This window comes from Jiangella muralis, assembly GCF_001270745.1.
Taxonomy (GTDB): Bacteria; Actinomycetota; Actinomycetes; order Jiangellales; family Jiangellaceae; genus Jiangella; species Jiangella muralis.
Genome location: NZ_KQ434759.1, coordinates 162,195 through 184,885 on the forward strand (window position 1 = coordinate 162,195; position 22,691 = coordinate 184,885).

A 22,691-nucleotide genomic window follows, 5' to 3' on the forward strand; every position below is an offset into this window, starting at 1 on the left:
TGATCCGCCCCAGCCGGCGCAGCGATCTCACACAGTGAGTGGGCGGTACGCCGTCGTGCGGCGGTTGGCCGTCATGGCCACGTGGGCCGTCCCCCTGCTGCCCATTGTCTTAGCCGCGCCCGTGCGCCTCAAGTCCGCGCCGCTGTGGTCGGCGTTCGCTGGGCTTGGGGGCTTGGACTTGACCCGCACGCGCGCGGTCTAAGTGCGGGCAGCTATCAGGGGGACGGGGGAGGTGCGGGCAGAGCCCGCCCGGTGCACCGTTCGCCTGGCTGGGCTGGCGTTCGTCGTTGCTGCCGGCGCACCGTTGGTTGTCCTCGATTCCCGGAGTCGTCTTCGATGGCGGGAGTCGTGTTCCGGGCGCCGTTGGACGATTCTGGCCATCGAAGACGACCCAGGGCATCGACGTCACTCGCGTGGGGAGCACGTCACCCGCCGCAGCACCGAATGAGAGCCGTCATCGGCGGCTATGTGGTGCTCACGCGGGTGAGGCGCACCCGGCGCGGGTGAAGTGAGGCGTGCCCAGACTGCCCCCGTCCCCCTGATAGGTGCCCGTTCTTGGCCGGGAGTGCGCGGGTCAAGCGGTCACCCGCCGCGCGAAGCGCCATCCGGGTCCGCTTGAGGCGCGTGCTGCCGGCTAAGAAAATGGGCAGCAGGGGGACGGCCAACGGCACGGCCCCCGGCGAACGCGGCAGACCCGGGCGCACGGTACGGCCAGCCAACGCGGACCCCGGCCGGCCACACAGGCGGCGCAGCCAAGATCAAGCGGACTCGCTCAGCTAGACGGGAGTGACGCGGAGGGTGGTCGTGCGGACGTCGCCGGTGATCATCATGCGCAGCGACGAGCCGGACCCGGCGTACTTGCCGCTGTAGGCGTCGTCGATCTTGGCGTTGGTCGCCTCGTCGTCGGCGAGCTGGACGGTGACGTCGTACCTGGCGCCGCCGTCGACGAACGCGGCCTCGCCGGTGCGGCGCAGGCGGGCGTACCACTTGGACGAGTCGCCGTAGCCGTTGCGGATGTACGCCTCCCCGTCGACGACGACGGCCCAGATCTTGGTGACGATCTCGCGCCCGTCCTCGGTCCGGGTGGCCAGCCGGACGGTGCCCGTGCGGTCGAGGTGGTCGAGGGCTGCACTGCTGTCGGTCATGAGCGTGACAACCACGCCCGGGCCGTTCCTATGCCTCGGGACTGTCGGAGGCCGCCGCTACGATCGGGCGCAGCCGACCGAGGAGGGACGCATGCCGCCCGAGGACTCGCCCGTCCCGACGGAGTATCCGCACGCCATCGGCCGCACCGCGCGTCGCGTGCTGGCGCTGCACGGCTACACCCGCTACGACCAGCTCACCTCGGTGACGCCGACGCAGCTGCTGGCGATCCACGGCGTCGGGCCGAAGTCGATCCGCATCCTCACCGAGGAGTTGGCCGCCCGCGGCCTCGCGTTCGGCGGCTGAGCACCCGGTTCGAGCCGTCAGCCGGCCGTCAGGTCGAGCCGGGCCAGCCGGTCGGGGTCGGCGAGGATGTCGATCTCGACGATCCGGCCGCCGCGGATGGTGAACGCCATGACCGACAGCGGCCGCCCGTCCGGCGCCGTGACCAGGCCAGGCGCCCCGTTGACCAGCACCGGACGGGAGTGCCGGGCGGCCTCGGCGAAGCGGATCGCGCCCTCGGCGACCCGGTGGGCGCCGCGGATCAGCTCGGACGCCTGCCGCGCGCCGTGGTCGCCGCGGAGCAGCACGTCCGGGTCGAGCACGGCGACGAGCGCGTCGAAGTCGCCCGCGCGGGCGGCGGCCAGGAAGGCGTCGGCGACCTCGCGCTGGCGCGGCAGGTCGGCGTCGGGGACCGTCGTGGCGGCCTGGACGCGGCGGCGGGCCCGGCTGGCCAGCATCTTCGCCGCGTCCGCCGAGCGCCCGACGATGGGGCCGATGTCGTCGAACGGCACGGCGAAGGTGTCGTGCAGGACGAACGCGAGCCGCTCCGCCGGCTGCAGGGTGTCCAGCACCACCAGCATCGCCAGCCCGACGGAGTCGGCGAGCAGCGCCTCCTGTTCCGGGTCGACGCCGTCGGCCGGGCTGAGGACCGGATCCGGGAGCCGGACGTCCAACGGCTCCTCCCGCCGCGCGGTGCGGGAACGCAGCAGGTCGAGGCAGATCCGGCCGACGACCGTCGTCAGCCACGCGCCGAGGTTGCGCACGTCGCTGGTGTCGGTGCGGCTGAGCCGCAGCCAGGTCTCCTGCACCGCGTCGTCCGCTTCGCTCAGTGAGCCCAGCATCCGGTAGGCGACCGCGCGCAACTGCCCGCGATGCGCCTCGAACCGTTCGGCCAGCCCGTCCACCGTTACCTTCCGCCGTCGCGCTCCGTCGTGGTGATGAAGCCGATTCAAAGGAGCTGAACATGAGGATCGCAGTTGCCGGAGGCACCGGTCGACTCGGGCGTCACCTGGTCGACGTGCTGACCGAGGCCGGGCACGACGCGGCGCCGCTCGCGCGCGCCACCGGAGTGGACGTCGTCACCGGTGAGGGGCTGGCGGAGGCGCTCAAGGGTGCGGACGTCCTCGTCGACGCCGCCACCGGGCCGTCGCCGGACAGGGACGAGGCGGCCGCCTTCTTCCGTGCCGCCGTGGCGAACCTGCGGCGGGCCGGCGCCGAGGCCGGCGTGGAGCGCGTCGTGGTGGTGTCGATCATCGGGGTCGACCGGCTCACGACGGGCTACGGCGCGGCCAAGCTGGATCAGGAGCGGGCGTGGCTGGACGGGCCGCTCCCGGTGCGCATCCTGCGCTCGGACCTGTTCCACGAGTTCGTCGAGCCCATGATGGGCTGGGGCCGCCAGGGCGACGTCGTCCACCTGCCTCGATCGGTGCGGCAGCCGGTCGCCGTCCGGGCGGTGGCCGAGACCGCGGCGGAGTTGGCGACCGCTCCGGACGGGCCGCCCCTGCTGGAGGTCGCCGGGCCGCGCGTGGAGAACGTCGTCGACCTGGCCGCCCTGGTCCTCGCCCACCGCGGCGACCCCGCCCGCGTCGAGGGCGTCAGCGACCCCGCTGACCCGGACAGCGTGCTGTACGAGGCGGGCCGGATCCTGCCCGGCCCGGACGCGGTCATCGCCGGCCCGGCCTTCGCCGACTGGCTCTCGTCGGGAGCGGCGTGATGAGCGATCTCCAGGCCGCCGCCGACCGGGTCGAGATCGAGGCGCTGCGCGGTGAGTTCACCGACGCCGGGATGATGCGCGACTACGACCGGTTCGCGGCACTGTTCACCGAAGACGCCGTCTGGCGGGTCCCCGCGGTCGGCGCCGAGTTCGCCTGCCGCGACGCCATCAGGGCCGGGATCGAGCGGCTGCTCGGAGAGCTGTGGGACTACCTGGTGCAGGGCACGCACCCGGGCGTCGTCCGCCTCGACGGCGACACCGCGACCGGCCGCGCCTACGTGCTGAGCTTCGGCCGGCTGGGCGACGGCGGGTCGCACCTCAACCACTCCGTCTACCACGACCGCTACCGCCGCACCCCGGACGGCTGGAAGTTCTCCGAGCGGGTCGACGAGGTGCTGTACCTGGACACCAGCCCGCTGGCCGGCGGACCGCCGGAGGGCACAGCGCGGCCACCTGAATGACCTGCTGGGGAGTGCGCCATCAGGGACTCGAACCCCGAACCCGCTGATTAAGAGTCAGCTGCTCTGCCAATTGAGCTAATGGCGCAACGACGCTGAAGATTACCACCCCGCGCTGGGAAGCTGAAATCGTGAACCGATGCGGGCCCGCCGTGCGTACCGCCGCGCTGTGGGCCGGCGTCGACCCGGCCTCGAGCGGCGTCGCCTCGCCGAACGGCGGCGGCCACATCGTCCTGGCCGACAGCCGCTCGCCGCATGAGGACCCCGTCGACGGAGCCCTGCACCAGGCGCTGACCGCACTGCCGCGCGACGAGCAGTTCGACTGGATCGAGCGCTATGTCACGGCGGGGCGGGACTGCGACCTGACGGCGCTGGCCGCCCTCCACGACGAGCTGCGGTGAGCCGGTGATCCGGCTGCACGTGCGGGCGCGGTACGGCGCGTACGAGCTGGTGCGCAACACCGTCGCCTGTATGGGGATGGTCACGGTCGCGACGGCGCTGGCCGGTGCCGCGCGGGCGTGGGCGCCGCTGCTGGCGTACGTGGGTGTGGCGTACCGGGCGGCCCCGAAGCCGGTGGTCGCCGAGACGGCCTGGTGGGCGTGGCCGGTGCAGCCGCCTCGGCGGCGGGAGCGTGGTGGGCGGCGGCCGCCTGGTTCGCCGCCGGCCTCGTTCTCTATGCGCGGAACGGCGCGCGGGCCACGGCCGACCGGGACGCCTGATCGGGCGGGGCCGCTGTGGCAGGGTAGAACGCATGGCCAACCCGCCCGAACGCCGTGAGTACGACATCGACATCCCGGCGGAGGTCGAGCCCGGCACGTACGCCGACTTCGCCTCCATCTGGCACACCGCAGACTCCTTCGTCCTCGACTTCGCCGTCCTGAAGCGTCCGCCGAAACCGTCCGTCGGCGAGGACGGGAGCCGCGTGCTGAAGGTGCCGACGCGGGTGGTGACGCGGGTGCGGGTGCCGCCGAGCCAGGTCTTCGAGATCATGAAGGGCCTGGAGAAGCAGCTGTCCATGTGGGAGCGCAGCCACGGCGTCAAGCGCCGGCCGCCGGAAGACTCCTGAGCCAGCCCGTGGGCAACGTACTGCGCATCGTCATCGGCTTGGCCGGGTTGACGGCCGCCGGCTGGTCGGCGCTGCGGACGCTGCGGCTGCGCCGGCACGGGCAGGAGGCCGAGGCCGTCGTGGTCGAGAGCCGGATGCGTGGGTCGATGGGGCCGCAGGGCGACAACACCACCCGTTGGGTGTCGACGGTGCGGTTCGAGGACGGCGACGGTGTCGAGCACGTGTCGGAGGTGGCCGGCAAGCACGAGGAGGGGGACACCGTCCTCGTCCGGTACGTTCCCGGCCGGACCGGCAAGGTGGCGAGGCCCGGGCAGGTGTCGTTCGGAGAGGCCTTCGCGATCCTGCTGGCGACCGCCGCCATGATCGCCTTCACGCTGCTGATCTGAGACGTGCGTCCGCCCCGCCGGGCGTGCGTGGCGGGGCGGACGGGGCGTCAGCGCTTGAAGGCGTCCTTCACCTTCTCGCCGGCCTGCTTCAGGTCGGATTTCGACTGCTCGGCCTTGCCCTCGGTCTCGGTCTTCTCGTCGTCCGTGACCTTGCCGAGCGCCTCTTTGGCCTGGCCCTTGGCCTTCTCTGCGGTGTTCTTCAGCTTGTCGTCCGCACCCATCGGTCTCCCTCCCTCGTGTGTCCTTGACCCGTACCCGGGGCCGCGCGGACTATTCGGAGGGGCAGGTGTCGGTGGCCTCGACGCGGGCGATGACGCGGTCGGCGATCGAGTTCAGCGCCTTGACGTCGTCGTCGGTGAGTACGGCGAAGAAGTGCCGGCGCACGGCGTCGACGTGGGAGGGCGCGGCGGCCTCGATGGCGGCCCGGCCCTCGGGGGTGAGGACGATGAACGCGCCGCGTCCGTCGGACGAGCACTCCTCGCGGCCGATCAGGCCCCGCTTCTCCATGCGGCTGAGGTGGTGCGACAGCCGGCTCTTCTCCCAGCGCATCGCCTTGGCCAGCTCGGACACCCGCAGCCGGGCGTCGTCGATGTCGGTGAGGTGGACGAGGACCTCGAAGTCCTGCATCGACAGCATCGACTCGGTCTGCATCTGACGGCTCAGCGCGGCGCCGAGGACGGTGTTCATGCGCAGATAGCCTCGCCAGGCGTGCTGCTCCCGATCGTCGAGCCACCGTGTCTCTGCCATGGATGCCAGTGTACGGAATAGTTGACACGTCATCCAAGTTCGATAACCTGTGACGCGTCAACAAAATGAGTTGACCACAGCCCCCCGGCAAGGAGTACGAACATGACCACCACGACCGACCTGACCCAGCTGACCGGCGACTACACGCTGGATGTGGCGCACACGCGGCTCGGGTTCGTCGCCCGGCACGCCATGGTGACCAAGGTGCGCGGCGCCTTCAACGAGTTCGAGGGTACAGCCCGCATCGACGGCGCCGACCCGCGCAACTCGTCCGTCAACATCGTCATCAAGACCGCCAGCGTCGACACCCGCAACGAGCAGCGCGACGGCCACCTGCGCACCAACGACTTCTTCGAGGTCGAGACCTACCCGGAGATCACCTTCGCGTCGACCTCGGTCGAGCAGTCGGACGAGACGACGTTCCAGGTCACCGGCGACCTCACCATCAAGGACGTCACCAAGCCCGTCACCTTCGACCTCGACTTCACCGGCGCCGCGACCGACCCGTTCGGCAACCAGCGCGTCGGCTTCGACGGCTCCCTGGTGATCAACCGCAAGGACTGGAACGTCATGTGGAACGCCCCGCTCGAGGCCGGCGGCGTCCTCGTCAGCGAGAAGGTCACGCTGGAGTTCGAGATCTCGGCCATCAAGCAGGCCTGAGACCGCTCCGCCGACGCCGCACCCGCGGGTAGGTCCCGGGTGCGGCGTCTTCTCGTGCTCCTCCGTTGACATGGAACGGTGTGCCGTATTGCATGATCGGCACCCCCGCCCCTGGAGGAACCATGAGAACCGTTCCGATCGTGCTGGCCGGCGTCGTCGCGCTCGGCCTACTGAGCGCCCCGGCGAGCGGCGCGGACGGCGTCGCCGCCGGGCCGACCTGGTCACCCGGCACCCCCGACGTCGTCATCGCGCAGGCCGCGCAGGGCAAGAAGCTGCACTTCCCGAACGCCGAGCGGCTGGCCGACGGGTCCATCGTCGCGGTCGCCCGCGAAGGCGCCGGCCACACCGGCCAGGACGGCCGGCTGCTGTTGCTGACCAGCGACGACGGCGGCCAGGCGTGGTCCGAGCCCGAGGTCGTGTACGACAGCCAGTACGACGACCGCGACCCGATGATCACCCAACTGGCCTCCGGCCGGCTGCTGCTCAGCTGGTTCCAGATCGACTACTCCGTCACGCCGGCGGAGCCGATGGGCACCCGCGTGGCGCACAGCGACGACGGCGGCGAGACGTGGTCGGCGCCGGTCGTCGTGGAGTCGATGCTCAGCGGCGAGTCGGACATCGTCGACACCTACGAACTGGGCTGGAACGGCAGCCACGGCCAGGTCAAGGAGCTGCCCGGCGGCGACCTGATCATCCCGCTGTACGGCACCGTCCCCGACGACAAGTGGCAGAAGGCGACCGTCGTCCGCAGCACCGACGGCGGCGAGACGTGGTCGGCGGCGACGGAGTCCATGGTCGCGTCGGCGACCAGCACGCACTACCAGGAGCCGGTGCTGACCGTGCTGCCCGGCGGCGTCGTGCACGCGCTGCTGCGCATCGGCACGGCCGCGTCGACGATGGGCGCGGTGCACTCGCAGGAGTCGTGGTCGCGTGACGGCGGGCGGACGTGGTCGGCGCCGGCGGAGATCGACCTGGTGACGTCGTCGGCGCACACCGAGGTGCTGCGCGACGGTTCGGTGTTCCTGGCCTACGGCGACCTGTCCGGGCACTTCACCGACCGGCGCGGGACGGTGGGCGCGGTGATCCGCTCGCCACAGTCGCCGTGGAACGGGGCCGCGCGCGAGCTCGTCTGGGACTCCGGGACCGGCGATCAGGCCAACCCCGCCGTCGTCGAGGTGCGGCCCGGCCGCGTCCTCGTCATCGGCTTCGACTCGGCCGCCAGCCGGCTCGTCGGCACGTTCGTCTCCGTGTCCGAGATTCGGCCGGACCGGCCCGACCCGCGCCGCGTCGACCTGGCCGCGCTGGTGTCGTCCGGCGCCGCGACGGTGTCGACGGACCTGACGCACGTGCAGGCCGGCCGGCCGGGCGTGGGCGTGCTGGGCGCTCTCGACGGCGTGGTCGGGTACTGGGACGCCGCCTGGGCGCCCCGGGCGGCGCCGGCGTCGTACACCGTCGAGTTCGCCGAGTCCCGGCGGGTGTCGTCGGTCGGGGTGGCGCTGAAGCCCGGCTACGCGTCGGCGGCGACGGTGTCGGTGCGTTCCGGCGGCGCATGGCGTGACGTCGGCACCCTCGACTCCGCCGTCCGCTGGGGTGACGACCTCACCTGGTTCGACGCTCCCGGCATGGCCGACGCCGTCCGCGTCACCATCACGTCGTCGAACGGCTGGGCGGTGCTCGCCGAGCTCGGGGTGCGCGCCCCCGGCGCCTGAGCGGAACAGCAGAACGGCCCCGTCGGATTCGACGGGGCCGTTCGCATCGCCGCCGCCTCGGCCTGGCAATTCCGCGGCGACGTACGGCGGAGTCTGGACTCCGGCCGCCGGGTAGTCTTCTCGGAGGCTGTTCGGTGAGGGCGCCAGCCGGACAGGCAGACCGAGACATGGATGAGTCGGGCTCGAACACCCGAGACCCGGGCCCGCATCCAGCCGTGATCGCGATCGGAGTCGATCGGAATGCCTCGAGCGCGCATCCGCCGGCTGACCTGGGCGTCGCGCCTCATCCTGGGTGTGATCTTCGTGTTCCTGCCCGGCGGCCTGCTTCTCCCGTTCGTCCTGGGCGGGCTCGGGATGAGCATCGAGGACTACTTCGACAGAGTCTTCCTCTGGCAGTTGGTGGCCACGGCGGTCGTCGTGCTCGGCGGCGTGGCTCTTGCCGGTCGGGTGGGGAGGAGCCTGGAGGAAGCGGCTTACGCCGACGCCCGCAAGGCTGTCGGCAGGGTCGACGAGGTGGTCGAGACCGATCCCGGGGGAGGGGACTTCTCGCCCTCGTACGACCTCGTGATCAGCGCCGTGATCGCGGGCCCGCTGACGATCCGTCGGAGGGTCGCGTGGGGCGCGACGTCCGCGCTCGCCCCCACCTGGGTCGGGCGGCACGTCCGCTTCCGCTACAACACCCGCGACCCCGAGGATCTGAACGACATCCTCTTCCTGGGATTCGCCGACGAGAAGGATGACGGACGGCGATGAACGAGAGCGAGGTGTGAACCCCGACTGGTTCGACAGTCGATGGTTCACACCTCGCACACATGGGGTGAGTGACGGGACTTGAACCCGCGACTTCCTGGACCACAACCAGGTGCTCTACCAGCTGAGCTACACCCACCATGCGTCCCCCAATGGGGCACGGCTGAACAAGTATACGGTGCGCGGAGGGGTGGTCGGGAACGGGCTATTCGCGGGCGGGTTCGCCGCGCGCCTCGTTCATGACGGAGACGGCGGCGGCCCGCGAGCTGGCGCTGTCGGGGCCGGGCAGCGGGACGAACACCGTGCGCCGGTAGTACCGCAGCTCGTCGATGGAATCCTTGATGTCGCCGAGCGCGCGGTGGTTGCCGGTCTTGGCCGGGCTGGCGAAGTAGACGCGCGGATACCAGCGGCGCACCAGCTCCTTGATCGACGACACGTCGACGTTGCGGTAGTGCAGCCAGCCCTCGACCTCGGGGAGATCGCGAGCGAGGAACAGGCGGTCCATGTGGACGGTGTTGCCGGCCAGCTGGGCCTTCGACGGCTCCGGTACGTGCGCCTTGATGTACTGCATGACCAGGGCGTTGGCCTCGTCCATGGTGACGCCGCCGGGGAGCTCGGTGAGCAGGCCGCTGGTGGTGTGCATCTGGCGCACGACGTCGTTCATCTGTTCCAGCGCGTCGTCGGGCGGGCGGATGACCACGTCGACGCCGTCGCCGAGGACGTTCAGCTCAGCATCGGTCACGAGCACGGCCACCTCGATGAGCGCGTCTCGCTCGAGGTCGAGGCCGGTCATCTCGCAGTCGATCCACACCATTCGATCGTTCGTCACGCCGACCACCCTATTGGCATCTCGCCTAGCGCCGTCGGCGCCGGCGCCCCGCGGACGGTGGCTCGGCGTCGTCGGCGGCGTCGGTCGCAGGCTGATCCGGTCGCGACCGGGCGGCGACGTAGGCGAGCAGGACGAGCACCGCGGCAGCCGCCACGACAACCACGGCGGCCTGCCAGTACGGCCGTCCGTTCACGATCATCACGACGGCGGCGACTGCGGCTGCGAGCGACCCGTAGACGGCCAGCTCGCCTATGGATGGGATGACGATCGGCAGCGATCGGCGCGGCGCGGGATCGGGTTCCGGGCCGGGCGTGGCGGCGGGCGGCGGCGGGTCGTGCGGCGTGGAAGGGGTGGACGCCGACGCCGGCATCGACGGCTGACGGCCCGCCCTTCGCGGGCGGGGGACGGCGTCGGGGAAGGCTGTCCACGGTTCGGCGCCGGGACGCAGCGGCGCGTCGCCAGGGGTGTTCGGCCGTTGGAAGGACGCCGTGCTGTCGGGTGCGGCGGTCTCGGGCGCCGGGGGTCCGGTGTGCCCGGCCGCGCGTCGTCCGGCGGCGAACCGCTCGGCCGCCCGCGCCCCCGCGACCGCCCGTGCCGCGGCCCTGGCATCGACCGGTCCGGGCGGGCCGGCAGCGGACGGCTCGGCGCCCAGCGCGTCGTCCGCGGTCTCGTCGGGCGGCGCCTCGGGATCCGGCGCGTCACCGGACCGGCTCGCCGCCCGCCGGCCTGCCTGACGGCGCTTCGCCACCGGTACTCCTCGCAGCGTGGAACGGACGATCGGGTGTGCCGCACACCATAGTCCGGAACGATCGCCGAACCCACCCCGAAGTCGACTTGAGTCCGAAAACCATTCTCAATTAGTATCCACGCCATGACCACACCACGCATCGCCACCACGGCCACGCTCGCCGTCGCCGCCCTGCTCCTCACCGCCTGCGGCGACGACGGCTCGTCCGCCCGCAGCCAGAGCACGTCGTCCCCACGAGAGGACGGGGCCCAGGAGGTCCAAGAGGCCGCGTCCCGCCTGGTCACGACGTACGACGGCGGCCTGATGGTCATCGACGGCGCGTCGCTGGAGGTGGTCGGGACGGTCGAGCTGGACGGCTTCACGCGGGTCAACCCGGCGGGCGACGGCCGTCACGTCATGGTCTCCGCGGGCGACGCGTTCCGGGTGCTCGACGCCGGCGCCTGGAGCAGCGCGCACGGCGACCACGAGCACCACTACGTCGGCGACCCCGCGTTCACCGGCGTCGAGTTCGAGGCCGACCACCCCGGCCACGTCGTCCGGCACGCGGGCACGACCGTCCTGTTCAGCGACGGGTCCGGCCGCATCGAGCTGTTCCGGGCCGACGAGCTGGCCGACGGCGCGCCGCGGACCGAGGTCGTCCAGGCCGACCAGCCGCACCACGGGGTCGCCGTCCAGCTGGCGAACGACGAGCTGCTGGTCACCCTCGGCGACGAGACGACGCGCACCGGCGCCAAGGTCCTCGACGCCGGCCGCGCCGAGATCGCCCGCAACGAGGACTGCCCCGGCGTGCACGGCGAGGCGGTCGCCGACGACGAGACCATCGTCGTCGGGTGCGAGAACGGCGTCCTCGTCTACCGCGACGGCGCGTTCACGAAGATCCCCAGCCCCGACCCGTACGGCCGCATCGGCAACCAGGCCGGCTCGGACGAGTCCGCCGTCGTCCTCGGCGACTACAAGGCCGACCCCGACGCGGAGCTGGAGCGGCCCGAGCGGGTCTCGCTGATCGACACCGCGACGAACACGCTGCGGCTGGTCGACCTCGGCGTCAGCTACACGTTCCGCTCGCTCGCCCGCGGCCCGCAGGGTGAGGCGCTGGTGCTCGGCACCGACGGCGCGATCCACGTCATCGATCCGGCGACGGCACAGGTCACGGGCACGATCCCGGTGATCGGCGCGTGGACGGAGCCGCAGGACTGGCAGCAGCCGCGGCCGGCCCTCCACGTCGACGGCGACACCGCCTACGTCACCGACCCCGCGGCGAGCGAGCTGCACGCCGTCGACCTGGCCGCCGGGTCGGTCGTCGCCTCGACGACGTTGCCGCAGGTCCCCAATGAATTGACCGGCGCGAGGGAGTAACATTTTGCGCCGATGAGCTTCCAGCCCCTGCCGCCGGCCCCGCCGCCGCCTCCGCCCCCACCGGCCGCACGCCGCCGCCGGTGGGTGTGGCCGGTCGTCGCCGTGTTCGCCCTACTGGCGGGCGGCGGCGCCGGGGTCGCCATCGGTCTGAACCTCGACGACGACGATTCCGCGCCGGCCGCGCAGGAGTCGCCTGCCCCGCAGGAGACCGGCGACGGCGGTGACGGCGACGAACTGGAGCGGCTGCGCGACCGCCTCGAGGAGGTCGAGCAGCAGCGCGACGACCTCAAGCGGCGGCTCGACGAAGCCCGCGCCGAACTCGACTCCGGCGGCAGCGAGCCGCCGGCCGAGGAGTCGCCGGAGTCCGAGCCGACCCCGTTCGAGGGCGAGTTCACCGACGGTGTCTTCACCTTCACCGACGTGCAGGTGCTGCGCGACTTCGCCGGCGACTTCGAGGTCCGCGCCACGGTGACCAACACCGGCGACGAGACCGTCGACTACGTCGACTGGACGGCGACCGTCCTCAACGGCGGCGAGACGGTCTCGACGCTGACGACGTCGGCCTCCGGGCTGGCCGCCGGCGACTCCGTCGACGCCCAGTTCATCGGCTTCGACGACTACGGCGACTGGGACGCCGTCGAGTTCGCCGTCGACACCGACACCGACCGCACCTGACGCAACCATTCGCGTAGACGTCGTCCGCTCGTCGCGAACCGGACATTGACCCGTCGTCAATCGCCGTGACGGTAACGGTCATGAGCGAACGGTCCCGTCTCCGCCGCATCGTCCGCGCCGTCGTGGCGGTCCCGCTGGCAGCCGCCCTCGGGGTCGCCGTCACGGCCGCCGCGCACGCCGTCGACGGCCCGCACGACGCCGCCCACGCCCACAACGACTACGAGCACGAGCGCCCGCTCCTCGACGCGCTCGACCACGGATTCACCAGCGTCGAAGCCGACGTCTGGCTCGTCGACGGCGAACTGCTGGTCGCGCACGACGCCTGGGAGGTGCAGCCCGGCCGGACCCTGCAATCGCTGTACCTCGACCCGCTGCGCGACCTCGTCCACGCCAACCACGGCTCGGTGTACCCGGACTGGGACGGCTCACTGCAACTGCTCATCGACATCAAGAACACCGGTGCGGCGACGTACGCCGAAGTCGACGCCGTGCTGCGCCGGTACCAGGACATCATGACGCGCTACGTCGGCGACCGGGTGCAGACCGGCGCCGTCACCGCCGTCATCAGCGGCGACCGGCCGAAGGCGACGATGCAGGCGCAGCGGCTGCGGTTCGCCGGGTACGACGGCCGCCTCGGTGACCTCGCCAGCGGGCTGCCGGCCGGGTTCATGCCGCTGGTCAGCGACAACTGGGGCCACCACTTCAGCTGGCGCGGCGTCGGCCCGATCCCGGAGGCGGAGCGGGCCGAGCTGCGGCAGATCGTCACGACGGCGCACGCCGCCGGCTACCGCGTCCGCTTCTGGGCGACGCCGGACACCCCCGGGCCGGCCCGCGACGCGATCTGGGCCGAGCTGCTCGCCGCCGGCGTCGATCACCTCAACACCGACGACCTCGCCGGCCTGGACGCCTTCCTGTCCGCGCGCTAGCCCACCCTCTCGGCGCTGATCTGCAACGTCGCGCTGCCGCCGTCGACGGTGACGGCCGTCAGCGCGGCGCAGGCGCGCAGGGTCGCGGCGACCAGCGACCCCGTGTCGCGGCCGCTGCCCGCGCCGTCGTCCGGCCCGTAGCCGTAGAACAGCCGCAGCCGGCCGCCAGGCGCCAGCAGCGCCGCGAGCGCGTCGACGTTGGCCTTGCGCGGGTGCGTCCAGAACACGTTGACGTTCGACGCGAAGATCAGGTCGAATCGTTGCGGCGGGGTCGCGCTCAGCGTCGTCAGGTCCTGCTCGACGACGGTGACCCGGCCGGCGTCGACGAGGGCCCGGTTGCGCTCGCGGATCCGCCGCGCGCCGACGGCCGAGCGGTCCAGCGCGGTGACGTGCCCGTCGCCGGTGAGCAGCGGCCCGATCGCGGCGACCGCGACACCCGGGGCGGCGCCCAGCTCGAGGATCCGCTCGGTCCCGGTCAGCTCGAGCCGCGGGATCAGCCTGGCGATGTGCGCGGGTGGCCGTTCGCTCATGGCGGAGAGTGTCTCAGCCATCCCTGACAGGGTGCGTCCACAGTCGCGATTCGCGATACGGTGCGCCCGAGTAGTTCCCGGTTGCCTTCGTCGTCACTGACTCCGGCACAGCGGGACCGTCGGGGGACGGGGACCTCCCGGCAGGTTGCCGCGCGCCCCCGGGAGGGATCGTGTCCGCACCACGTTCCGGCCCGTTCGTGTGGTCGCCGTTCGGCGACGGGTACCTCGTCGCCTCCACCGACCCCACCGGCCGTCCCGTCGTCGACCTCGTCCTGCCGTCGCCGGAGGGGGCGCTGCGCTGGGTGGCGGCGTTCACCCCGGACGACCTCGAGTCGTTGGCGTCGCTGTCCAACGCGGCCGCCGCCCCGCCGGTGGTCCGTCCAGGGGACAGCCCGACGGCCGGCCCGGCCCGGGCCCGTTCCGCCGACCGCCACCTGACGACGATGGGCGGCCTTGCCTTGGCGCTGAGCATCGTGGCGGTCTTCTGGATCGGCCTGGGGGTGCTGCTGTGGACGCTGCTGCGGTGAGGCCGCGTCGGCCGGGGGAGAGGGGCGCCGGCCCCGGCTATCGTGATCGGTCGTGAAGGTCCTCATCGTCGGCGGCTCCGGATTCCTGGGCGGTGAGCTCGTCCGCCAGGCTCGTGCGGCCGGCCACGACGTCGCCGCGACGTACCTGACCCGGCCGGGCGGCGACGACGGCGTCGAGTGGCGGCCGCTGGACGTGCTCCGGCGCGACGAGGCCGAGGCGGTGGCCGGCGCGGTCCGCCCGGACGTCGTCGTCAACGCGGCGTACCGGCAGGCGGACTGGGCGATCACGGCCGACGGCGCGGCGCATGTGGCGCTGGCCGCGGCGGCGACCGGTGCCCGCCTCGTCCACGTCTCCAGCGACGCGGTGTTCTCCGGCGCCGCAGTCCACTACGACGAGACGGCCGTCCCGGATCCGGTCAACCCGTACGGCGCGGCGAAGGCCGCGGCCGAGACGGCGGTGCGGGCGATCGCCCCTGCCGCCGTCGTCGTCCGCACGTCGCTGATCATCAGCGACGGCGGCTCGCCGCAGGAAACCCGCGTCCACGACCTCGCCGCCGGCCGCCGCTCGGGCGTCCTCTTCACCGACGACATCCGCTGCCCCGTCCACGTCGCCGACCTCGCGGCCGCCCTGCTGGAGCTGGCCGCGTCAGACCGCGCCGGCACCCACCACGTCGCCGGCCCGGACGCCGTCAGCCGGTACGACCTGGGGCTGCTCATCGCCCGCCGCGATGGCCTCGACGGCGCCGCGCTGCCGGCCGGCACCCGGGCCGCATCCGGCCCGCCCGGCCCACTCGACGTCCGCCTCGACAGCCGTGCGACGCAGGTGGTGCTCCGTACCCGCCTCCGGGGCGCGCGGGAGTTCCTCGCGCCCCGCTGACCCGGAAGTGTCCGACCCCGCGACTAACCTCCCGCGCACCAAGGGGGAAGTACGAGGGGGCGGGTGGACATGACCGAAGAGACCTGGCATGAGGCGCGGCTCATCCCGACATCGGGCATCAACGGCGCCGAGGAGCAGGAGCGCCGCGCGACCTCGGCGTTGCTGGCCGTGATGACCGCGGTCCGCGAGTTCGGCCGCGCGCTGACGAAGCCGTTCGGCGCGCCGGCGGGCAACGTCGAGACCTACATCGAGGTGCCGTTCGTCCTGGGCGAGAAGAAGCTGTTCCCGGACGGCCTGGTCCGGGTCAGCCGCGGCCAGAAGACGTGGACGGCGTTGGTCGAGGTCAAGACGGGCAGCAACGAGCTGGCGGCAGAGCAGCTGGAGAACTACCTCGACATCGCCCGCGACCACGGCTTCGATGCGGTCCTGACCATCTCGAACGAGATCCCGGCCGTCCCGGGTCAGCACCCGGCGAAGGTCGACAAGCGAAAGCTGCGCAAGGTGGCGATACACCACCTGTCCTGGACCAGCGTGCTGACCGAGGCGGTCATGCAGAAGGAGTTCCGCGGCATTGCCGATCCCGACCAGGCGTGGATCCTCGGCGAGCTCATCCGGTACCTGGAGCACCCGCGCTCCGGCGCCCTCGAGTTCGACGACATGGGCGAGAGCTGGGTTGCGACCCGCAACGCCGTCGCGGCCGGGACGCTGCGGCCCACCGACAAGGGCGTCAGCGAGGTCGCCAACCGCTTCGACGCGCTGCTGCGCTTCGCCAGCCTCCGCCTCGGCCGTCAGCTCGGCACCGAGGTGACGCCGGTCCTGTCTCGTCGGGAACTGGCAGAGCCGGCGCTGCGCTCCCAGTGGCTGATCGACCACCTGGCCGAGCACGCGACCCTCACGGGCGCGATCCGCATCCCCGACACCGTCGGCGAGCTGGTGGTGACGGCCGACCTGCGGGCCGGCCGCATCACCTGCCACGTCGACGTCGACGCGCCCCGGGAAGGGCGGCAGACGACGCGGGTCAACTGGCTGGTGCGGCAGCTCAGGACCGCCCCGGCCGACCTGCGCATCGAGGCGTTCGTCCTGCATGGACGGGGCGCCGGCTCGGCCGAGCTGTTGGCGACGGTCCGCGACGATCCCGGTGTGCTGGTGGCCGACCCGGCCAAGGACCTCAGGTCGTTCCGGGTCGCCCAGAGCCTGCCCATGGGCGGCAAGCGCGGCCGGGGCCGCGGCAGCTTCATCGACTCCGTCCTCGCCGTGGTCGACACCTTCTACGGCGAGGTCGTCCAGCACCTGAAGGCGTGGTCGGCAGCGCCGCCGCGGCTGCGTCCCGAGCCGGAGCCCGAGGCTGCGGACCGGCGGCCCGAGGTCCCGGCCGCCCTGGTCTCGACGTCGCTGTCTTCGCAGGACGGCGCCGAGGCGGTCGCTTCGGTAGTCGCCGCGGCGGACCCGGACCCGATGCCCGAGGACGTGGCCGCCGCGGACTGACGGCCACGCCCTCGACCGAACGGCGTCAGCGGGCGGGCAGCACCCGGGAGACCAGCGCCTTCGCGCGCGCCCGGATGCTCTCGCCGCGCGACGGCGCCAGCGGGCCCGGCAGCTGGTCCGGCAGCGGCTGGATGGGGTTGTCGCAGTAGATGGTGCCGGTGACGTAGAGGTCGCCGAGGATCACGACGTCGCCGTTGAACTGCGCCGAGCCGTGGGCGAGCACCGCCAGGCCGAACTCGTTGATGGCCACGATGCCCGCGTCGTCGGGGGTCGAGCTGTACGCGACCATCCCGGCGATGTTGATGCCGGCACCGAGGACGCCCGCGCCGGCACCCACCACGTCCGTCTGGTTGAGGCCCATCACGCCGGCGCGATCGGGGTGGATCGTCGACGCCGCGACGCCGTCGTTCTGCCCGCCGCCGGCCGCGATGGCGGCGCCGGTGCCGGAGGTGTTGGCGTAATTCGCCGCGGAGACGCCGTACGCGTTGGCCGAGTAGCTGCCGCCCGCGAAGCCGTTGGACCGGGCGGACGTCATCAGCGCGGCCGCGCCGGAGCCGGCGTTGTGCACGGCGACGGTCGGGGTCGAGGAGCTGGAGCTGACGCCGGTCGAGGCGGAGCCCGACGTGTTCGAGCGGCCCAGGACGAGCGCCTGGCCGGCCGCGGCGTCCGCCTGCGCGGCGCCCGCGACGCCGATGACGGCGGCGCCGGTGGCTCCGGCGGCGCCCGCGGCGAGGAACCGCCGGCGGTTCGGGGTGGTGGTCGTGGTCTCGTGGTCGGTCGTGCCGTCCATGGTCCCCCCATGCGTTCCAGCCCGGCCGCGGGTCGGCGCGGGCACGGTCGGTAACGGCTCGGACCGTAACAGCGGGCCGATAGATCGTCAACAGGTATCCGGACCGCGATGCGGACGGGAGAAGTGGGTGCGCCTGGAGGGACTCGAACCCCCGACCAAGAGCTTAGAAGGCTCCTGCTCTATCCAACTGAGCTACAGGCGCAATCGCAGACACACGACATTGTGACCGAAAGATCAGCTCTGCCGCACGGGCCGGCCGAGGCCCTCGACCACTTGGGCGCCCGGCCACGCCGCCAGCACCGGGCCGGGGAGCGCCAGCTTGGAACCGCGCACCCCGCTGCCGACCACCGCGAAGGGTAGCGCGGCGACCGCCGGGTCGACCAGGATCGGCCAGTCGGCGGGCAGCCCGATGGGGGTGATGCCGCCGTACTCCATGCCGGTCGATTCGACGGCGGCATCCATCGGCAGGAACGACGCCTTGCGGACGCCGAGCAGCTTGCGCACCACGCCGTTGACGTCGGCCCGCGTCGTCGCGAGCACCATGCACGCCGCCACGTACGAGACGCCCTCGCGCTTGCCGGCGACGACGACGCAGTTGGCGGACTCCTCGGGAGCGACGTCGTACGCGGCGCAGAACTCGGCGGTGTCGGCGAGCGCCGGGTCGATCGGGGCGACGTAGACGGACGCCGCGGCCGGGGAGCCCTCCAGGGCGGACTTCACCGGCCCGCCGAGCAGGTCCGGACGGGACAGCGCCGGCTCCGCCGCGAGCCGGCCGATCTTCGGAGTTGTCACCCCACGATGCTACGGTCCCGTCTTCGTGGCCCTCTTCCCGCGCCTGCGCGTCTCCGCCTACGTCATCTGCGAGGACGGCGACGGCCGGCTGCTGCTGTCTCGCTGGATCGGCTACGAGGACGGCCCGCACTGGTCGCTGGCCGGCGGCGGCCTGGACCCGGTCGAGGACCCGCGGCAGGGCGCCCTGCGCGAGGTGTTCGAGGAAACCGGCTACATCGTCGAGCTGGACGGGCTGCTCGGCGTCGACGTCGAGCACTTCGTCAGCGAGCGGCACGTTCCCGCTGGCTACGACGGCGTCGACGTGTACGCGGTGCGTATCGTCTACCGCGGCCACGTCGTCGGCGGGGAGCTGACGCACGAGGTGGGCGGCACCAGCGACCTCGCCGCCTGGCTGACGCGCGACGAGGTGGCCGCGGCGCCCAAGGTCTCGCTGGTCGAGGCGGGCCTCGCGCTCTACGACGACGGCGACGGCGTCCCGGTCGCGCCCCACGAGCCCAACCCGCCCGTGCCCGGCGGCGTGCGCGTCGAGCAGCGGGTCGCGGCCTACGGGATCGGCCCGGACGGCGACACGGCAGGCGCGCTGCTCGATCACGGCGCCGACCCGGCCGACGTGGTCCGGGAAGCGTTCCGCGCCCAGCGCGGCCGCGACGTCACCGTCGGCCGGCCGCGCGACGCCTCCAGCAGCGTCGAACCCCTCGGCGACGACGCCGTCCGCTGGACCGTCCGCCTCGACTACGACGTCGCCCCGGCCGCGGGCGGCGGGTCGTTCATCAGCCGGAAGGCGGGGACGACGAACGGGGCGAGCGTGAGCAGGAACACGACGACTCCGACGGACACGAGCGTCGGCCGGACGCCGGCCTGATCGGTCAGTGCGCCCACCACGACCGGGCCCAGGGGGATGCCGGCCCAGGCGGACGCCTTCACCGCGCCCAGCACCCGGGGGAGCATCTCGACCGGGATCCGCTCGTACTGCACGGCGCCGACGATCGGGTTGATGCCGCCCGCGGCCAGTCCGCAACATGCCGCCGTCACGACTACGGGGAGCAGGGTGTCGCTCAGGGCCAGGCTCACGTACAGCGGCGATCCGCCGATCAGGAAGCCCACGGCGTAGGCGAGCCACCGATTCACCCGCGGCGCCATCCAGGCTCCGACGAGGCTCCCGGCCAGCGCGCCCAGTCCTGACGCGGCGGCGACGGTGCCGACGGCCGCCACCGGCAGCCCGCTGTCGCGCACCCACGACGGCAGCAGCACGCTCAGGTAGCCGGTGCTGAGCAGGTTCGTCGCGGCGATCATGACGACCAGAGCACGCAGGACGGGGTCGTGGACGAGGAACGAGAGGCCGTCGGCGATCCGGCGCAGGTACGGCTCGACGGGATCGGTGCCGGCGCCGAGCTCGCCCGGCACCAGGAGCCCGACCAGCAGGGACGCGATCACGAACCCGCATCCGCTGGCCAGCAGGACCAGCGGCGCGGGGAGCAGGCTCAGCAGCATCGCGGCCAGCGGCGCGCCGAGCAGGGTGCCGGCCTGGGTGGCCGAGGCGTGCAGCCCGGCCGCCCGGCTCAACGGCGTCCGGCTCAGCAACGCGGTGCCCGGGACCAGCGGTGCGCTGCCGCAGTCGGCCACTCCGCGCACCGCGCCCACCACGGCGACCACGGCCAGCAGAGTGCCGTAGCCGAGCTGCCCACTCGCATGCAGCGCCGGTACGACCAGCACGACGAGCCCGGCGACGAGGTTGCCGAGCCAACTGGCCCGGCGCGGCCCGATGCGCTCGACCCACGGGCCACCGAGCGCCTGCATCGCGACGTAGGGAGCCATCTCGGCGAACACCGCCACTCCGGTACGGGTGGCGCTGCCCGTCGTGCTGAGCACCAGCCAGGGGATGGCGATCGCGGAGACGGCGGTACAGGTGACCGAGGTGAGATACGCGCCCAGGACCGCGGCCAGCGGCAGCCGGCGTGGTGCGGCCACGACGGCCGGCGCAGGCGCGGTACCCATCAGCCCGGCTCGGCGCGGACCGGATGGGGGTCGGGCAGCAACTGGAACTGGAACACCGCGCGCCGCCGCTCCGGTCCGCCGGACGGTGTGACCTCGTCCGGTCCGCCCGGGCCACGTGCCCGGCCCTGCTGGTCGCGGCGATACCGGGCGACGAGTGCGATGATCTGGCCGGACAGTTCCCGTGCCTCGTCGTGGGTGAGACTCAGCGAGGCCTCACCCAGCTGCCATGGCGACGTGACCAGCTCGTCCTGGCGCTCCACCAGCGTGCTGATCCAGGACAGCACGCGCTCGTAGCCGACCTGCGCGATCATCCGCAGGTACTGCTCGGCGGCCTCCAGTTGTTCGGTGTCGCCGGCCTGCCCGGGAACCCGGAAGGAGAACGTCGTCGCCTCGTGGGCCGCTCGCCACCAGCGGTCGCGCCGGTTCCCCAGCGACGCCTCCTCCTCGACGAGCCCGGCCGTCGCCATGGTCCGCAGGTGATAGCTAGTGACGCCGCTGGACTGGCCGATGCGCTCGGCCAGTCCGGAGGCGGTGGCCGGACCGTCCTCGCGCAGCAACCGGAGCAGCGTGAGGCGGATGGGGTGGGCCAGCGCCCGCACGTTCAGCGGGGTGAGCAGGTCGTGCCGGTCGGGGTCGAACCACGACGGCGGCCACGAGTGAGGGCTGTCCATGACGGCAGCCTAGAACCCCAAACGCATTTTGCAAAAGGATTCTGCAATCGGAGGCGCGGCTACGACGCCAGCTGAAACCGCCACACGATCGCCATCGGGCTGCCCTCGTACGCGGCGTTGGCGGCGTCGGGGGCCAGCGGGTGCAGCGACCAGATGTTCGGCGGGCGGCCCGACGGTGCGAGCGGCGGCGCCGCGCCCGCGGTACCGGCCGGCGCGCCGTCCGGCCCACGAACGGTGACGGGCGCACCGGCTCCTCGCAGTGCCGGACCTCGAAGCCGAGCGGCAGCGCGGCCGCCAGGTACTCGCTGGCGAGCCGGCTGCGGTTCGGCAGGTAGCCCATGGCGCCGTCCGGCCCGGGCACGACGATCGGCAGCCCGACGTCTCCCAGCCTCCCACGCGGGTCGGACACCACGAGCTGGCCGCCCGGCCGCAGCACGCGCGCGAACTCGGCGAACACCGGCCGCAGGTCCGGGACGTGCGAGAGCGCCAGCGCGCACACGACGAGGTCGACGGCGTCGTCGGGCAGTGGCAGTGACGCGAGGTCGCCGGTCACGAACCGGCCCGCCGGGACCTTCGCCCGCGCGACGGCCAGCATCTCCGGCGAGCTGTCGACGCCGATGACCTGGTGCCCTCGTCCGGCCAGGTACTGCGCGTGCCGGCCGGTGCCGCAGGCCGCGTCGAGCGCGACGCCCACCGGAACCTCGTCCAGCAGCGACCGGACGATCGGCCCCTCGATGTCGATCAGCTGGTTGCCCGGCCGGTCGTACCCGTCCGCCCACCAGCCGTACGCCTCGGCGGACGTCAGCCTCGCCGCCGGGCCGCCCGCGCCCAAGTCGTCCGCCCCCTCCAGCAGCGACCGGACCTCGGCCAGCCGCGCCGCGACGAACTCCTCGTCGTGCTCGCCGGCGAACGCGCGCAACAACGCGACCCCCTCGAGACCGAGCAGGTAGGCGAGCGGGTGCTGGTGGATCACGCGGCGCTCAGTGCGAGTAGACCGGCACGACCATGCCGCGGGCCAGCGTGTGGAACGCGAGGTTGAACGAGACGACGGCGGGGGAGGCGTCGCCGTCGACCCCGAGCGTCTCGACGTCGACCGCGTGGACGACGAAGAAGTATCGGTGCGGGACGTCGCCCTGCGGTGGCGCCGAGCCGAAGTACTCCTTCGTGCCGGCGTCGTTGCGCACCGCGAACGCCGGATAGGGTAGCCCGGCGCCGCGCGCGATGGACGTCGTCGTCGCCGGAATGTCGACGACGACCCAGTGCCAGAAGCCGCTCGGCGTCGGAGCGTCGGGATCGAAGCACGTGAGCGCGTAACCACGGGTGCCGTCCGGCGCGCCGGACCACGACAACTGCGGCGACAGATTCGCCCCACCGGCCGCGGCGGAGATGAAGTCAGCGGCGAGCTGCTCGCCGTCGGTGACGTCGTCGCTGGTCAGCGTCATGGGCGGGACGGCCGGAAGCAGGGTGTACGGGTCGGGCGGGGTGGGACGTTCGAGCGACATCGAGGCCTCCATCGCGGGTATTTCTGCGCGCTCGACGTTAGTCCATCGACTCGTCACTGTGACTCGGCATGTG

28 protein-coding genes, 3 tRNA genes and 1 pseudogene are annotated in these 22,691 nt (G+C 72.7%); 16 read left to right on the top strand and 16 right to left on the bottom strand.

The genetic code is table 11. From position 1 onward, the window contains the following. Positions 1-776: 776 nt before the first annotated feature. Positions 777-1,145 (bottom strand): DUF2255 family protein, encoded by a 369-nt coding sequence (locus tag ACW62_RS17130; RefSeq protein ID WP_053205321.1) that lies wholly within the window; start codon positions 1,143-1,145, stop codon positions 777-779. 91 nt (positions 1,146-1,236) lie between these two features. Between ACW62_RS17130 and ACW62_RS17135 the strand changes: the two genes are divergently transcribed. Next, on the top strand, positions 1,237-1,449 hold the full coding sequence (locus tag ACW62_RS17135; protein ID WP_053205322.1) for a helix-hairpin-helix domain-containing protein: 213 nt from the start codon (positions 1,237-1,239) through the stop codon (positions 1,447-1,449). A 17-nt stretch (positions 1,450-1,466) separates the two neighbouring features. Here ACW62_RS17135 and sigJ read toward each other — a convergent pair whose 3' ends face one another. Beyond that, on the bottom strand, positions 1,467-2,330 hold the full coding sequence (gene sigJ / locus ACW62_RS17140; protein ID WP_053205323.1) for an RNA polymerase sigma factor SigJ: 864 nt from the start codon (positions 2,328-2,330) through the stop codon (positions 1,467-1,469). 59 nt (positions 2,331-2,389) lie between these two features. Here sigJ and ACW62_RS17145 point away from each other — a divergent pair, with 59 nt between their 5' ends. Both ACW62_RS17145 and ACW62_RS17150 read left to right on the top strand, forming a co-directional pair. After that, positions 2,390-3,139 carry an SDR family oxidoreductase gene (locus ACW62_RS17145; RefSeq protein ID WP_053205324.1) on the top strand — a complete coding sequence of 250 codons (750 nt, stop codon included), beginning with the start codon at positions 2,390-2,392 and terminating at the stop codon, positions 3,137-3,139. Then, entirely contained in the window at positions 3,139-3,600 is a 462-nt protein-coding gene (locus ACW62_RS17150) for a nuclear transport factor 2 family protein (RefSeq protein WP_053205325.1), read from the top strand. Before ACW62_RS17145 ends, ACW62_RS17150 begins: the two co-directional genes overlap by 1 nt. A gap of 12 nt (positions 3,601-3,612) precedes the next feature. Here ACW62_RS17150 and ACW62_RS17155 read toward each other — a convergent pair. After that, positions 3,613-3,685 (bottom strand) — tRNA-Lys (locus ACW62_RS17155). 43 nt (positions 3,686-3,728) lie between these two features. Here ACW62_RS17155 and ACW62_RS17160 point away from each other — a divergent pair. The 3 genes from ACW62_RS17160 to ACW62_RS17170 all read left to right on the top strand — a co-directional run bounded on the left by ACW62_RS17160 (position 3,729) and on the right by ACW62_RS17170 (position 5,049). Further along, positions 3,729-3,998, top strand: a complete 270-nt coding sequence (locus tag ACW62_RS17160; RefSeq protein WP_157574813.1) for a hypothetical protein — start codon at positions 3,729-3,731, stop codon at positions 3,996-3,998. A 350-nt stretch (positions 3,999-4,348) separates the two neighbouring features. Next, positions 4,349-4,663 (top strand): DUF3467 domain-containing protein, encoded by a 315-nt coding sequence (locus ACW62_RS17165; protein WP_053205327.1) that lies wholly within the window; start codon positions 4,349-4,351, stop codon positions 4,661-4,663. 8 nt (positions 4,664-4,671) lie between these two features. Further along, positions 4,672-5,049: a DUF3592 domain-containing protein gene (locus ACW62_RS17170; RefSeq protein ID WP_053205328.1), complete on the top strand. Its 378-nt coding sequence runs from the start codon at positions 4,672-4,674 to the stop codon at positions 5,047-5,049. Positions 5,050-5,096: 47 nt separating this feature from the next. Here ACW62_RS17170 and ACW62_RS33230 read toward each other — a convergent pair whose 3' ends face one another. Together ACW62_RS33230 and ACW62_RS17175 are read right to left on the bottom strand one after the other, a co-directional pair. Next, a complete protein-coding gene (locus ACW62_RS33230) occupies positions 5,097-5,270 on the bottom strand; it encodes a CsbD family protein (RefSeq protein ID WP_083459854.1) in 174 nt (57 codons plus the stop codon). Between the two features lie 49 nt (positions 5,271-5,319). Next, entirely contained in the window at positions 5,320-5,796 is a 477-nt protein-coding gene (locus tag ACW62_RS17175; protein ID WP_053205329.1) for a MarR family winged helix-turn-helix transcriptional regulator, read from the bottom strand. Positions 5,797-5,898: 102 nt separating this feature from the next. On the opposite strand from ACW62_RS17175, the gene ACW62_RS17180 reads away from it, so the two are divergent. The 3 genes from ACW62_RS17180 (at position 5,899) to ACW62_RS17190 (ending at position 8,918) form a co-directional block, all read left to right on the top strand. Continuing rightward, entirely contained in the window at positions 5,899-6,456 is a 558-nt protein-coding gene (locus ACW62_RS17180; RefSeq protein WP_053205330.1) for a YceI family protein, read from the top strand. A gap of 122 nt (positions 6,457-6,578) precedes the next feature. Beyond that, complete coding sequence (locus tag ACW62_RS17185) at positions 6,579-8,165, top strand: sialidase family protein (RefSeq protein ID WP_053205331.1); 1,587 nt, start codon at positions 6,579-6,581, stop codon at positions 8,163-8,165. Between the two features lie 303 nt (positions 8,166-8,468). After that, the gene (locus ACW62_RS17190; RefSeq protein WP_169792072.1) at positions 8,469-8,918 is read left to right on the top strand and encodes a hypothetical protein; all 450 of its coding nucleotides are present in this window, start codon (positions 8,469-8,471) and stop codon (positions 8,916-8,918) included. A 60-nt stretch (positions 8,919-8,978) separates the two neighbouring features. Here ACW62_RS17190 and ACW62_RS17195 read toward each other — a convergent pair. The 3 genes from ACW62_RS17195 to ACW62_RS17205 form a co-directional block, all read right to left on the bottom strand. Beyond that, positions 8,979-9,054: transfer RNA gene (locus ACW62_RS17195), tRNA-His, on the bottom strand. Between the two features lie 66 nt (positions 9,055-9,120). Further along, positions 9,121-9,729, bottom strand: coding sequence for an oligoribonuclease (gene orn, locus ACW62_RS17200; RefSeq protein WP_053205333.1), 609 nt, complete (start codon positions 9,727-9,729; stop codon positions 9,121-9,123). Positions 9,730-9,769: 40 nt separating this feature from the next. After that, complete coding sequence (locus ACW62_RS17205; protein ID WP_053205334.1) at positions 9,770-10,492, bottom strand: hypothetical protein; 723 nt, start codon at positions 10,490-10,492, stop codon at positions 9,770-9,772. Positions 10,493-10,615: 123 nt separating this feature from the next. On the opposite strand from ACW62_RS17205, the gene aztD reads away from it, so the two are divergent. From aztD to ACW62_RS17220, 3 genes are all read left to right on the top strand, one after another. Then, positions 10,616-11,848: a zinc metallochaperone AztD gene (gene aztD / locus ACW62_RS17210; RefSeq protein ID WP_053205335.1), complete on the top strand. Its 1,233-nt coding sequence runs from the start codon at positions 10,616-10,618 to the stop codon at positions 11,846-11,848. A 12-nt stretch (positions 11,849-11,860) separates the two neighbouring features. Beyond that, positions 11,861-12,523, top strand: coding sequence for an FxLYD domain-containing protein (locus ACW62_RS17215; protein ID WP_053205336.1), 663 nt, complete (start codon positions 11,861-11,863; stop codon positions 12,521-12,523). An 80-nt stretch (positions 12,524-12,603) separates the two neighbouring features. Further along, a complete protein-coding gene (locus ACW62_RS17220) occupies positions 12,604-13,449 on the top strand; it encodes a phosphatidylinositol-specific phospholipase C/glycerophosphodiester phosphodiesterase family protein (RefSeq protein WP_053205337.1) in 846 nt (281 codons plus the stop codon). Here the strand turns inward: ACW62_RS17220 and ACW62_RS17225 are convergent. After that, a complete protein-coding gene (locus ACW62_RS17225; protein WP_053205338.1) occupies positions 13,446-13,979 on the bottom strand; it encodes an SAM-dependent methyltransferase in 534 nt (177 codons plus the stop codon). The genes ACW62_RS17220 and ACW62_RS17225 overlap by 4 nt on opposite strands. Positions 13,980-14,149: 170 nt before the next feature. Here ACW62_RS17225 and ACW62_RS17230 point away from each other — a divergent pair, with 170 nt between their 5' ends. From ACW62_RS17230 to ACW62_RS17240, 3 genes are all read left to right on the top strand, one after another. Then, positions 14,150-14,506, top strand: a complete 357-nt coding sequence (locus tag ACW62_RS17230) for a hypothetical protein (protein ID WP_157574815.1) — start codon at positions 14,150-14,152, stop codon at positions 14,504-14,506. A gap of 52 nt (positions 14,507-14,558) precedes the next feature. Beyond that, positions 14,559-15,383 carry an SDR family oxidoreductase gene (locus ACW62_RS17235; protein WP_053205340.1) on the top strand — a complete coding sequence of 275 codons (825 nt, stop codon included), beginning with the start codon at positions 14,559-14,561 and terminating at the stop codon, positions 15,381-15,383. A gap of 69 nt (positions 15,384-15,452) precedes the next feature. Beyond that, positions 15,453-16,868, top strand: coding sequence for a hypothetical protein (locus tag ACW62_RS17240; RefSeq protein ID WP_053205374.1), 1,416 nt, complete (start codon positions 15,453-15,455; stop codon positions 16,866-16,868). 25 nt (positions 16,869-16,893) lie between these two features. Here ACW62_RS17240 and ACW62_RS17245 read toward each other — a convergent pair whose 3' ends face one another. The 3 genes from ACW62_RS17245 to ACW62_RS17255 all read right to left on the bottom strand — a co-directional run bounded on the left by ACW62_RS17245 (position 16,894) and on the right by ACW62_RS17255 (position 18,435). Then, positions 16,894-17,658: a hypothetical protein gene (locus tag ACW62_RS17245; protein ID WP_053205341.1), complete on the bottom strand. Its 765-nt coding sequence runs from the start codon at positions 17,656-17,658 to the stop codon at positions 16,894-16,896. A 128-nt stretch (positions 17,659-17,786) separates the two neighbouring features. Beyond that, positions 17,787-17,860, bottom strand: a tRNA-Arg gene (locus ACW62_RS17250). A 32-nt stretch (positions 17,861-17,892) separates the two neighbouring features. Next, positions 17,893-18,435: a YbaK/EbsC family protein gene (locus ACW62_RS17255; RefSeq protein WP_053205375.1), complete on the bottom strand. Its 543-nt coding sequence runs from the start codon at positions 18,433-18,435 to the stop codon at positions 17,893-17,895. Between the two features lie 40 nt (positions 18,436-18,475). Between ACW62_RS17255 and ACW62_RS35860 the strand changes: the two are divergent. After that, positions 18,476-18,808, top strand: a pseudogene (locus ACW62_RS35860) (NUDIX hydrolase); the annotation flags it as partial. A 374-nt stretch (positions 18,809-19,182) separates the two neighbouring features. Here the strand turns inward: ACW62_RS35860 and ACW62_RS35300 are convergent. From ACW62_RS35300 to ACW62_RS17280, 4 genes are read right to left on the bottom strand one after another with little or no spacing between them, the layout of a single operon-like run. After that, positions 19,183-20,445 (bottom strand): MFS transporter, encoded by a 1,263-nt coding sequence (locus ACW62_RS35300; RefSeq protein WP_053205342.1) that lies wholly within the window; start codon positions 20,443-20,445, stop codon positions 19,183-19,185. Then, positions 20,445-21,044 (bottom strand): helix-turn-helix domain-containing protein, encoded by a 600-nt coding sequence (locus ACW62_RS17265; protein WP_420843598.1) that lies wholly within the window; start codon positions 21,042-21,044, stop codon positions 20,445-20,447. Before ACW62_RS17265 ends, ACW62_RS35300 begins: the two co-directional genes overlap by 1 nt. Next, positions 20,929-22,089 carry a class I SAM-dependent methyltransferase gene (locus ACW62_RS36540; protein ID WP_205629421.1) on the bottom strand — a complete coding sequence of 387 codons (1,161 nt, stop codon included), beginning with the start codon at positions 22,087-22,089 and terminating at the stop codon, positions 20,929-20,931. Before ACW62_RS36540 ends, ACW62_RS17265 begins: the two co-directional genes overlap by 116 nt. 7 nt (positions 22,090-22,096) lie before the next feature. After that, complete coding sequence (locus tag ACW62_RS17280) at positions 22,097-22,618, bottom strand: YbhB/YbcL family Raf kinase inhibitor-like protein (protein WP_053205376.1); 522 nt, start codon at positions 22,616-22,618, stop codon at positions 22,097-22,099. Between the last annotated feature and the right edge of the window lie 73 nt (positions 22,619-22,691).

Coding starts and splice junctions, on each gene's coding strand:
- ACW62_RS17180 (WP_053205330.1), top strand. CDS start 5,899: ATGACCACCACGACCGACCTGACCCAGCTGACCGGCGACTACACGCTG.
- ACW62_RS17130 (WP_053205321.1), bottom strand. CDS start 1,145: ATGACCGACAGCAGTGCAGCCCTCGACCACCTCGACCGCACGGGCACC.
- ACW62_RS33230 (WP_083459854.1), bottom strand. CDS start 5,270: ATGGGTGCGGACGACAAGCTGAAGAACACCGCAGAGAAGGCCAAGGGC.
- ACW62_RS17165 (WP_053205327.1), top strand. CDS start 4,349: ATGGCCAACCCGCCCGAACGCCGTGAGTACGACATCGACATCCCGGCG.
- ACW62_RS17145 (WP_053205324.1), top strand. CDS start 2,390: ATGAGGATCGCAGTTGCCGGAGGCACCGGTCGACTCGGGCGTCACCTG.
- ACW62_RS17225 (WP_053205338.1), bottom strand. CDS start 13,979: ATGAGCGAACGGCCACCCGCGCACATCGCCAGGCTGATCCCGCGGCTC.
- ACW62_RS17135 (WP_053205322.1), top strand. CDS start 1,237: ATGCCGCCCGAGGACTCGCCCGTCCCGACGGAGTATCCGCACGCCATC.
- aztD (WP_053205335.1), top strand. CDS start 10,616: ATGACCACACCACGCATCGCCACCACGGCCACGCTCGCCGTCGCCGCC.
- ACW62_RS17220 (WP_053205337.1), top strand. CDS start 12,604: ATGAGCGAACGGTCCCGTCTCCGCCGCATCGTCCGCGCCGTCGTGGCG.
- orn (WP_053205333.1), bottom strand. CDS start 9,729: ATGGTGTGGATCGACTGCGAGATGACCGGCCTCGACCTCGAGCGAGAC.
- ACW62_RS17280 (WP_053205376.1), bottom strand. CDS start 22,618: ATGTCGCTCGAACGTCCCACCCCGCCCGACCCGTACACCCTGCTTCCG.
- ACW62_RS17150 (WP_053205325.1), top strand. CDS start 3,139: ATGAGCGATCTCCAGGCCGCCGCCGACCGGGTCGAGATCGAGGCGCTG.
- ACW62_RS35300 (WP_053205342.1), bottom strand. CDS start 20,445: ATGGGTACCGCGCCTGCGCCGGCCGTCGTGGCCGCACCACGCCGGCTG.
- ACW62_RS17245 (WP_053205341.1), bottom strand. CDS start 17,658: ATGGACGGCACGACCGACCACGAGACCACGACCACCACCCCGAACCGC.
- ACW62_RS17215 (WP_053205336.1), top strand. CDS start 11,861: ATGAGCTTCCAGCCCCTGCCGCCGGCCCCGCCGCCGCCTCCGCCCCCA.
- ACW62_RS17175 (WP_053205329.1), bottom strand. CDS start 5,796: ATGGCAGAGACACGGTGGCTCGACGATCGGGAGCAGCACGCCTGGCGA.
- ACW62_RS17185 (WP_053205331.1), top strand. CDS start 6,579: ATGAGAACCGTTCCGATCGTGCTGGCCGGCGTCGTCGCGCTCGGCCTA.
- ACW62_RS17240 (WP_053205374.1), top strand. CDS start 15,453: ATGACCGAAGAGACCTGGCATGAGGCGCGGCTCATCCCGACATCGGGC.